At 34.6% G+C, this 7,792-nt stretch carries 11 protein-coding genes; all 11 read left to right on the top strand.

Annotated elements, in window-relative coordinates:
- Positions 1-269: 269 nt before the first annotated feature.
- The 11 genes from AB8P51_RS15055 to AB8P51_RS15105 all read left to right on the top strand — a co-directional run bounded on the left by AB8P51_RS15055 (position 270) and on the right by AB8P51_RS15105 (position 7,518).
- A complete protein-coding gene (locus tag AB8P51_RS15055) occupies positions 270-647 on the top strand; it encodes a hypothetical protein (protein ID WP_369749704.1) in 378 nt (125 codons plus the stop codon).
- A gap of 237 nt (positions 648-884) precedes the next feature.
- Positions 885-1,115, top strand: a complete 231-nt coding sequence (locus tag AB8P51_RS15060) for a hypothetical protein (protein WP_369749705.1) — start codon at positions 885-887, stop codon at positions 1,113-1,115.
- Positions 1,116-1,316: 201 nt separating this feature from the next.
- Positions 1,317-1,706, top strand: coding sequence for a hypothetical protein (locus AB8P51_RS15065; RefSeq protein WP_369749706.1), 390 nt, complete (start codon positions 1,317-1,319; stop codon positions 1,704-1,706).
- Between the two features lie 874 nt (positions 1,707-2,580).
- Positions 2,581-2,904, top strand: a complete 324-nt coding sequence (locus AB8P51_RS15070; protein WP_369749707.1) for an ArsR/SmtB family transcription factor — start codon at positions 2,581-2,583, stop codon at positions 2,902-2,904.
- A gap of 2 nt (positions 2,905-2,906) precedes the next feature.
- The gene (locus AB8P51_RS15075; protein WP_369749708.1) at positions 2,907-3,371 is read left to right on the top strand and encodes an SRPBCC domain-containing protein; all 465 of its coding nucleotides are present in this window, start codon (positions 2,907-2,909) and stop codon (positions 3,369-3,371) included.
- A gap of 7 nt (positions 3,372-3,378) precedes the next feature.
- Complete coding sequence (locus AB8P51_RS15080) at positions 3,379-3,768, top strand: DoxX family protein (RefSeq protein WP_369749709.1); 390 nt, start codon at positions 3,379-3,381, stop codon at positions 3,766-3,768.
- 2 nt (positions 3,769-3,770) lie between these two features.
- A complete protein-coding gene (locus tag AB8P51_RS15085) occupies positions 3,771-4,349 on the top strand; it encodes a YdeI family protein (RefSeq protein ID WP_369749710.1) in 579 nt (192 codons plus the stop codon).
- A gap of 167 nt (positions 4,350-4,516) precedes the next feature.
- On the top strand, positions 4,517-5,242 hold the full coding sequence (locus tag AB8P51_RS15090) for a DUF6090 family protein (RefSeq protein ID WP_369749711.1): 726 nt from the start codon (positions 4,517-4,519) through the stop codon (positions 5,240-5,242).
- 137 nt (positions 5,243-5,379) lie between these two features.
- Complete coding sequence (locus AB8P51_RS15095) at positions 5,380-6,252, top strand: hypothetical protein (protein WP_093978195.1); 873 nt, start codon at positions 5,380-5,382, stop codon at positions 6,250-6,252.
- Between the two features lie 152 nt (positions 6,253-6,404).
- Positions 6,405-6,908 carry a hypothetical protein gene (locus AB8P51_RS15100; RefSeq protein WP_369749712.1) on the top strand — a complete coding sequence of 168 codons (504 nt, stop codon included), beginning with the start codon at positions 6,405-6,407 and terminating at the stop codon, positions 6,906-6,908.
- A 223-nt stretch (positions 6,909-7,131) separates the two neighbouring features.
- A complete protein-coding gene (locus AB8P51_RS15105) occupies positions 7,132-7,518 on the top strand; it encodes a hypothetical protein (protein ID WP_369749713.1) in 387 nt (128 codons plus the stop codon).
- Positions 7,519-7,792: the final 274 nt, after the last annotated feature.

The following is a 7,792-nucleotide window of genomic DNA, read 5'->3' on the forward strand; positions in this document are numbered from 1 at the left end:
AAAAGAATCTAAAGAAGCAGAACTGAAAGAAATTAAGCAATTTGAAAATAAAAACGTTGCCTAACAACGGCTATAATCCAACGCTGCTTTAGAACTTCCCTGAAATTTCCTACATTTAAATAAAACATGGAACTGGCATGAATAGGGTAGAGGACAGGGCTCGCTTTTTCCGGCGCTAATTTTTCCTGCAAGGCAGGAAACCCAACGCTGAGCTTCGCCCTTAACGCCGCGCCGAGATCATAGCCAAGACCGTTAGCAAACAGTTAAAAATGAAAATAAACTATAGTAAAAGATACGTTAATGGTTATTTGATTGCAGGCATATTGTATTTAGCGCTAGCCGTATTTCTAGGTTATTATAGGGCACATCCATTAAACTATATTTGGTTCTTATTTGCAGCAGTATATTTAGCAATTCATTTTTATCAAAAAAAAGAAAAGTACTTAACAATTGAAAATGGTGTCCTAAAGGTAAATTTGCCCTATGGAGAAAAAATAAGACTATCTGAAGTAAAACAGATAAAAGTTTTTGGAGGCAAGTATATTTTAAAAACAAATGAATCAAAATTGAAGATTAACACACAAATAATCTCACCGAATTCAATGGAAGACTTAAAGAATGAGTTAGACAAATTGAATTTGAGTTAAAATAAAAAAACCGTTTGCTAACAACGGCTATAATCCAGCGCTTCGTTCTCGGTAAATCAAAATTTCCTACATTTAATTAAAACAAGGAACTGGCATGAATAGGGTAGAGGCCAGGGCTCGCTTTTGCCTGGGCTAATTTTTTTGCCAAAGGCAAAAACCTAACGCTCAGCTCGCCCCCAATATCGCGCCGAGATCATAGCCAAGACCGTTAGCCAACATATACTTTTATACTTCAAAATGGAAATACTGAAAGCTCTAGGAGCAATAATTCTTGCCATATTGTTAATAAGGTATGGATGGAATTCTGTCAAAAATGATCCTATTGCGAAAAAAATAAAGGATGCGGATCCGGATCAAAACCTAAGAAAAGTTTCAGATTGGGATGATGATATCACAGCTTACTTCATTCGGGTGATTTCCATTTTACTGATTCTTTGTGGTCTATTTTTACTTTATAACCAATTTTAAATAATGGGTGTTATTACATAGTCAACTACAACTATGCCAAATAACTAAACGTTGGCTAACAACGGCTATAGCCCATCGCCGGCCAAGGATGGGTAAATTTTCCTACATTAGAGCTTATTAATTATTCCTGGAAAGGTCTGTGCATCGAGGCGTCGGGCCATAGCCAGGGCCGTTAGCAACAACTATTTGAAAAACATATACATGATATCAATAAGAAGCTTCTTAGTTCTTTTAGCCATTCTATTTCAATCTGCGTGTGCTGCTCAAAGCGTAGACCTAGGCTACTTGGAAGGGTCTTGGTTATTGGAGGAAAGTTTGGAAGATGGTACACTGAAATATCAGAGAATATCTCCAGAGAGTTCACCTGAGGGATCTATCTTAAGGATTTCAAGTGATTCAATCGTTGATTCTTACCAGATTAAGTGTTGGGGAGGAATGTCCACGTTCCTTTCTGAAGGTTCATGGAGTTTGGATGAGAAGAATCTTGTATTAAAAAGCACAATACCTATTGATCTTCAAGGTCAAATTTATAAGATTAAAGAACTTAATTCAGAAAGCTTTATCCTCGCTCAAGCTAAAACTAGAAAATAGCAGTTGCTAACAACGGCTATAACTCATGGCTTTTCGCTTGGCCGTTTTTTCCTATTTTTAAAGAAACAAAAAAACGTCTGACGCTTGCCACGAAGTCATAGCCCAGACCGTTGTGCAACATTTGACCAAAACCAAATCTGACTGAATTAAAATGTATAATTATCTTTTTTATTTCCTCTACAGTTACTACGACCGAACTGAAAAATGGAAAGAAGCAAAAGTTCCATTCTTGTCAACGATTTTAATAATATCAGTTTTGTTAATGTTTAATTTTCTATTCATACGTGACTTTATAACTTTCCAATTAAACGGAATTAGATATCGGAATTTTCAATACGAAAACTTAATTGTGCCGACTATTTTTATCGGACTTAATTACTGGTACTTTAAAAAAAATAACCGATTTAAAAAAATATTGACCGACCATACAAATGTTTCGGACAAGAAAAGCCCAAAATTCTATTTAGCTTGGATATATATGATTTTGACCGTAGTCCTTGTAATTTTAATGGGTTATTCCGTAAGAAATAATATTAGATGGATTTAAAAAAACGTTGCACAACAACGGCTATAATCCAGCGCTGCTTTAGAACTTCATTGAAATTTCCTACATTTAAATAAAACATGGAACTGGCATGAATAGGGTAGAGGCCAGGGCTCGCTTTTTCCGACGCTAATTTTTTCTGCCCCGATAGCTATCGGGGCAGAAAAGCCAAAACGTAGCTCGCCCTTAACGCCGCGCCGAGATCATAGCCAAGACCGTTGGCGGTAATATAACAGAACCGAAAACCTACCATTAATTTCCAAAATTTTAAGATGAAAAATTTGTGCAGTTAAATAGTTGCATTTATATTTGCAGTCAAATAACTGCGTAATGAAATTAAGAAGAGATGTTTTCCAAGCCATTGCCGACCCAACTCGAAGAACAATTATTTCTTTGGTTGCACTACAAGCTTTGACACCGACAGCCATTGCCGAAAATTTTGAATATTCACGGCAAACCATTTCCAAACACATACAAATCCTCACCGAATGTGAAATATTGGAACAGGAACAAAAAGGGCGGGAAATTTACTATCACCTAAACCCAAACGGAATGAAAGAAATAGCGGAATTTATCGAGCCTTTCAGAAAATTATGGGACGACCGATTTAACAAATTGGAATCGGTGATGAAAAACTATCAATCAAAAAAATAGATATGGAACTAAAAACAAACGTGATAGCCGAAGATGGCAAACAGGAAATACTCATAACACGAACATTTGACTTGCCTGTTGAACTATTGTTCAAAGCCTACACAGAACCAGAAATAATTGAACAATGGATGGGAACGAAAGTGCTAAAATTCGACTTTCAAAAACACGGTAGTTTCCAATTTTCAACTTCCGACCCGAAAGGCAACAAAATCGGATTTAATGGTGCGATACACGACTTCATAACAAACCAAAAAATCATACGAACTTTTGAAATGGAAAGTATGCCTTTTGGCGTTCAACTCGAAACTTACGAATTCGAGAAATTGTCCGAAAACACAAGCAAATTAATACAGAATGTAATTTATCAATCCGTAAACCACAGAGACCAAAATCTAAAACTTCCATTCAAGCAAGGTATCAATTGGGCACATAATCGATTGGAAGAAATATTGACAAAATCAAAATAATTACAAAATGACAAAAACGAAAAAAATAACCTATTGGGTTTCAACAATCTTCCTATCATTCGGAATGTTGGCAGGCGGAATACAGCAAATGCTTCAAATTGGTGGATACAATGAAATAGTTACCCAACTTGGCTACCCACTCTATTTATTGTCAATTCTTGGAACGTGGAAAATTTTGGGCGTAATCGCCATTTTAATCCCTAAAAAACCTTTGCTAAAAGAATGGGCTTATGTGGGTTTTTTCTTTGCAATGTCCGGAGCAACCATTTCACATTTGGCAGTTGGACAACCAATAACAGAAGCATTACCTTCAATTATTTTGCTTTTGGTAACTATAGCGTCTTGGTATTTCAGACCGAACGACCGAAAAATCATTGAATTACAAAAACAAAACTAAATATGGAAAAGGTTGACAGATATATAGACAAAATCAAGAGTTGGAAAGAAGAAACCATTTTACTACGAGAAATTTGCTTGGAATGTGGACTTGACGAAGATTTTAAATGGATGCATCCTTGTTACACTTTTCAAGGCAAGAATATAGTTCTAATTCACGGATTTAAGGAATATTGTGCTTTACTTTTTCACAAAGGAGCGTTGCTAAATGACGCTGAAAATATATTGGTGCAACAGACCGAAAATGTACAATCTGCTCGACAAATTCGATTTACGGATAAAACCCAAATTAATGACTTGAAAGCCGTTGTCAAATCCTATATTTTTGAGGCAATAGAAGTAGAAAAAGCAGGTTTGGAAGTTAAAATGAAAAAGACTTCGGAATATGAAATGCCCGAAGAACTTGAACAAGAATTTGAAAACGACTCGGATTTTAAAACTGCATTTTACAATCTGACACCAGGACGACAAAGAGGTTATTTGCTCTATTTTTCAGAAGCCAAACAATCAAAAACAAGAAGTTCAAGAATTGAAAAGTCGAAACCGATAATCTTTGACGGAAAAGGTCACAACGAAATATAAAATAATACTACCGCCAACAATGTGTATAAGCAATAGCGGTTTGAGTGCATCCTTGAACCGTTTTTGTGTTTAATTAAGTATCTTGCTATCTGAAAAGTAGTTGCGTTTTAATCCGCTACTGCTCATACACGAGACCGTTGTGCTTCATTATCAGAAACCGCTAACTAATGATAAAATTCTTTCGAAAAATTCGTCAAAACTTGCTTTTGGAAAATAAAACTGGAAAGTATTTTAAATATGCAATTGGAGAAATTGTTCTTGTCGTTATTGGAATTTTGATTGCCTTGCAGATAAATAATTGGAATGAAAACGATAAACAGAGAAAATCAGTAGAACAATCCCTATTTGAAGTTAAAGAAAATTTGATAAGTGATAATCTTAAATTACCAGAAATAATTCAGACAGTTGTAGACGAAATAGATGTTCAAAAAGAACTAATAAAAACTCTCGAAAATAATATAGTTTTAGACTCAACATACAACAATAAAATTGGCAAATGCAATACGATTAACGGTATGCCAATTACTGTAACTGGATATAATAAACTAAATGAAATCGGGTTAGGGAATTTGAGGAATAAAGAATTGGAAAGCGAGCTTATTTACTATTACGAAAATCTTAAACCGAGATTTGAAGAACAACAGGATTATGACCGAGGTAGTTTAAGAGAAATGTGGTTCCCATATATCCAAACTAATTTCAAAGACTTCAGCTATCGAAATTATGCTGTTCCAAACGATTATAAAACTTTGAGTAGAGATAGTGAGTTTTTAGTTCTACTAAAAATTAATTTGGATACGAGAATACCGACTTTAAACAGTATGTTGGATTTACAAAAATCATCAAAAAAGTTATTGGAATTAATAGATAATGAGCTTAAAACTAAAAAATAACGAAAGCACAACAACGGCTATAACTCATGGCTTTTCGCTTGGCCGTTTTTCCCTATTTTTAAAGAAACAAAAAAGCGTCTGACGCTTGCCACGAAGTCATAGCCCAGACCGTTAGCAGTAATTAAAGTCCGAAAATTATGAAATATAAAATGCTTGTATTTACGCTTTCATTGAGTTGCTTATTATCATGTCAAACCAATAAAACTGTAAAAAAAGATTTAGTAACAGGTTTAATTTCTCAAGGTAATGGAATTTCTTGTCAAGAAGTTAATTTATCAGATGGAAACAGTAGTTTACAAAGAAATACCTTTGTCTATGGTGAAAAATTTCACCTAAACTTTAACAATATTTCTGGTTTCAAAAAAGTAAATAATCTTGTGTTTCCGGGTATGGAACTTCTTGTTACCGGACAAAAGGGCGATACTATAATGCATAATCCAGACTTATACGGTGATGGTTCAAGCGGAATTGATATTTCTCCTCTACTATTACAAGCAAAAATAACCGCTGCCAATCCAATACACTCAAATGGAACTTACACTTTGAATGTGAATATCTGGGATAAAAAGAGTAAAGGAACTTTTAAATCAGAAATAGATTTTACAGTAACTCCAAACAAACATCTTGAAATTGAAAATAATAGTGTTTTATATGATGAAATTTATTTGTTTTCGAAAGAAAGAAATAGTGTCATAACAGATAATCAAGCAAAATTCAATGAGAATATATACATGATATTTGAAGGACTTGAAGGATTCAAGATAGAAGATGGAAAAGCCAATTTAGGATTAAGTATAATGGGTACTGATTCTAAAGGAGAAATTATTTTGAACGAGGTTGATTTAGTAGGAGATTCTACTATAGAAGTAAATGAACTAAAGAATCGGTTATCTCCGAATTTTATATTTTCTGGCTCAAACATAGAGAATCCTGTCACTTGTGAAATTACTATTTGGGACAAAAAAAGTGAGAGTAGAATAAAGGCAACTGTGGAGTTAAGCATAAAATAACTACTGCTAACAACGTGTATAATTAATTGCTACGGATTTTCACTTCGGAAAATCGCTTGCATTAATTATCTTAGCCAACAGCGGAAAATGACTTACGCCCTTTCCCGCAACTAATCATACACAAACCGTTATGCACTATTAATTGGACTACCTTGACTTCTAAACTATTTCTTCTCATTCTCTTTGTATTTGCATTTAAAGGGATTGCACAATCTAGTACGGATCATTGCTCTTTTGAATCATCTGTTGACACCCTCTCCGTTATTGTAAAAACAAGTTTTACACTTAATGAAATTCCTGTGAATGCGGAGTTCGATTATGACAAATACATAGAAGTTTTTGGTAGACCGGATAGAGAATGGAGGGGTGGTCCCGCAATAATAGAAGAATTTGGGTGTGATGATTTCAGGCTTTACTTCTCTCAAAACCGTATTTGGGCTGGTCATTGTTATCTATCCGATGCTTTCGTGAAAGAAAAAGGCATCAACATCAACGGAATTGAAATTGGAGACCATCGTAAAAAAGTAGAAAGTACTTTTAACATAGACACGAGAAATAAAAAAGAGATTTGGATTTGGGGAAATGCTTTATTAATAATTTATTTTAATGCAAATGATCATATTTGTGCAATGCATTTTTCTCAAAAAATCACATAAAAAAACAGTGCATAACAACGGCTATAATTCATTTTGGCTAAACCCAACTTCAAATATTTATCCTATTTTTAAAATAAAGAACCAGGTTAAAAGCTAAGAACAGCAGCTTCGCTTTGCCCTCGTTAATTTTTCCTGCAAAGCAGGAAACCCGACGCTGGGCTCGCTGCTAAGTCAAAACAGAATCATAGCCAAGACCGTTGTAAAACATTTAATAAAATCGCTTATGAAAAAAGTACTATTACCATTCTTTCTTATTTTATTTGCTCTGAAATCATATTCACAAGAAGTGGAAAACGGACCTGATTTTAGTGACATTGATAGTATTGAAAAAGCAGTTGCTTTGTATGAAAAAGGAGTACTATCTAAAATTTACATGATGCCATTGGAGTTTGGAGGAGAAGATATCCCGGCTAACACGCTATACGTCCCGGAATTTGTTCACGAGTTTAAAGAAGGATTTGATAGAATGGTTGAGAAGTTACTCGAAGAGGGAAAAAGAATAAGTTTAGATGCAAACCCTGAATATAAAGGAAGAAGTTTTATTCCTTCTAAGCTTAAACTTGAAGTATCAGGTGATACCGAATTCTCTGAAACTATAAATATCTGGTAGAGGGTAAAACGTTTTACAACAACGGCTATAATTCATTTTGGCTAAACCCAACTTCAAATATTTACCCTATTTTTAAAACAGAGAACCAGGTTAAAGGCTAAACCTAGCAGCTCGCCTTGCCCTCGCTAATCTCTTCTGCCAAGAGCAGAAGATCCGCCGCCGGGCTCGCTGCTAAGTCAAAACAGAATCATAGCCAAGACCGTTATCTCTTATTTTAAAAACTAAATTTTTGCCAAAACACTTAAGATTTTTAGTGCTATTCGTTGTTCTACTG

Source organism: Muriicola sp. SD30, from assembly GCF_041205185.1.
In the GTDB taxonomy this organism is placed as follows: domain Bacteria; phylum Bacteroidota; class Bacteroidia; order Flavobacteriales; family Flavobacteriaceae; genus Muriicola.

What these genes read in the sequence shown, in the direction of transcription:
- AB8P51_RS15090 (WP_369749711.1), top strand. Translation starts at nt 4,517, where the DNA reads ATGATAAAATTCTTTCGAAAAATTCGTCAAAACTTGCTTTTGGAAAAT.
- AB8P51_RS15085 (WP_369749710.1), top strand. Translation starts at nt 3,771, where the DNA reads ATGGAAAAGGTTGACAGATATATAGACAAAATCAAGAGTTGGAAAGAA.
- AB8P51_RS15080 (WP_369749709.1), top strand. Translation starts at nt 3,379, where the DNA reads ATGACAAAAACGAAAAAAATAACCTATTGGGTTTCAACAATCTTCCTA.
- AB8P51_RS15065 (WP_369749706.1), top strand. Translation starts at nt 1,317, where the DNA reads ATGATATCAATAAGAAGCTTCTTAGTTCTTTTAGCCATTCTATTTCAA.
- AB8P51_RS15070 (WP_369749707.1), top strand. Translation starts at nt 2,581, where the DNA reads ATGAAATTAAGAAGAGATGTTTTCCAAGCCATTGCCGACCCAACTCGA.
- AB8P51_RS15075 (WP_369749708.1), top strand. Translation starts at nt 2,907, where the DNA reads ATGGAACTAAAAACAAACGTGATAGCCGAAGATGGCAAACAGGAAATA.
- AB8P51_RS15095 (WP_093978195.1), top strand. Translation starts at nt 5,380, where the DNA reads ATGAAATATAAAATGCTTGTATTTACGCTTTCATTGAGTTGCTTATTA.
- AB8P51_RS15055 (WP_369749704.1), top strand. Translation starts at nt 270, where the DNA reads ATGAAAATAAACTATAGTAAAAGATACGTTAATGGTTATTTGATTGCA.
- AB8P51_RS15105 (WP_369749713.1), top strand. Translation starts at nt 7,132, where the DNA reads ATGAAAAAAGTACTATTACCATTCTTTCTTATTTTATTTGCTCTGAAA.
- AB8P51_RS15060 (WP_369749705.1), top strand. Translation starts at nt 885, where the DNA reads ATGGAAATACTGAAAGCTCTAGGAGCAATAATTCTTGCCATATTGTTA.